This window comes from Brasilonema bromeliae SPC951, assembly GCF_012912135.1.
GTDB classification, from domain to species: Bacteria; Cyanobacteriota; Cyanobacteriia; order Cyanobacteriales; family Nostocaceae; genus Brasilonema; species Brasilonema bromeliae.
In genome coordinates this window covers 1-1,736 of the sequence record NZ_QMEB01000412.1, presented here as the reverse complement: position 1 = coordinate 1,736, position 1,736 = coordinate 1, and the positions used below count along the sequence as shown (strand labels likewise).

General features: G+C 45.3%; 1 pseudogene. It reads left to right on the top strand.

The annotated features are described in order from the left end of the window. Nucleotides 1–118 precede the first annotated feature (118 nt). Nucleotides 119–1,701, top strand: a pseudogene (locus DP116_RS28115) (group II intron reverse transcriptase/maturase). The last annotated feature ends 35 nt before the right edge of the window (nt 1,702–1,736 follow it).

The window sequence follows — 1,736 nt, the reverse complement described above, 5'->3', positions numbered from 1 at the left end:
GGTCTGAGGAAAGGTCGAACCCTCAGTAGGTCAGACGAGCGACGGAAACCCCACACCTCGGGTAGGACGCGAAGTAATTTTCGCGAGGTGTTCAGAGAATAACCACAGGAGTTAGCACATGATTGGACACAGTGAAAAACCTAGTGAATCTTGGAAGAATTTAAAGTGGAAGAAATTTCGCCGTGAATTATTCCGTCTACAAGTGCGGTTATTTAAAGCAGTTCAAGCAGGAGACATGCGGAAAGCGCGGTCACTCCAGAAACTGATACTGAAATCCCGAGCAGCAAGATTACTGGCAATTCGTCAGGTAACTCAGCTAAATGCTGGTAAAAAGACTGCGGGTATCGACGGCAAAGCGTCCCTCAATCATGAAGAACGCTTCGCACTTGAGGAACTCCTCAAGAAAGATTACCTTAATTGGCATCATAGCAAATTAAGACAGATACCAATACCCAAGAAGGACGGGAAAACCAGAATTCTTAAAGTCCCAACTATAGCGGATAGAGCATGGCAGTGCCTAGCAAAATACGCCTTAGAACCAGCACACGAGGCAACTTTCCACGAAAGAAGCTATGGATTTAGAGCAGGACGCTCTGCGCACGATGCACAGAGAATTCTATTCAACAATCTACGCTCCTCCTGTAACGGAATAAATAAACGAGTCATAGAACTCGACATTGAAAAATGCTTCGATAGGATAAACCACTCCGCCATAATGGATAACCTCATCGCCCCACAGGGTATGAACAGAGGTATTTTCCGCTGCCTTAAGGCAGGGGTCAATCCAGAGTTCCCAGAACAGGGAACCCCACAAGGAGGAGTAATAAGTCCACTTTTAGCCAACATAGCGCTTAACGGAATCGAAAGTATCCACAGATATCATCGGTGCTGTAAAAGAGGTTGTAAAATTACACCCAATACACCGCCGGGAGATATCACCGAACCATCAATCCGATACGCGGATGACATGGTAATAATACTTCGACCTGAAGACGACGCAAATGAAGTACTTGGAAAGATAAGCCAGTTTCTCGCCGACAGAGGAATGAATATCAGTGGAAAGAAAACCAAAATTACCGCAACGACAGATGGGTTTGACTTCCTCGGCTGGAACTTTAAAGTCCAGAACAACGGAAAATTTAGAAGCACGCCCTCAGTGGATAACTTCAAAGCATTTCGTCAGAAAATAAAAGCCATCATCAACTGCTCAAATTATGGTTCCGAGGAAAAAGCTAAGAGATTAGCTCCCTTGGTTAGAGGATGGAGAAACTACCACCGCCACTGTAAGATGGATGGGTCGCGTAACTCGCTATACCACATCGAAACAAGAGCATACAAGGTGTTCAACAAGGAAGCAAAGAATGACCGATACTCCAGTAAGAAATTACTAGACAAGGCATTTCCAGACGTACCCTACTCCGAAAACAAACACGTCAACGTCAGAGGAAATAAATCACCTTTCGACGGAGATATCCCATACTGGAGCGAACGTAATAGCAAGCTCTACGACGGGGAAACCGTTCTATTGCCCTAAAACGGCAAAACCATGCATGTGGATACTGTGGCTTAAAGATACTTAGCGATGAACGAGTACATTTACACCACAAAGACGGCAACCACAACAATTGGAAGCATAAAAACCTTCTAGCGGTTCACGAAAGCTGTCATGACTACATCCACATGAGCAAAACCGCAAGGTAAGAACATCGGGAGCCGTATGCACGGAAACGGGCACG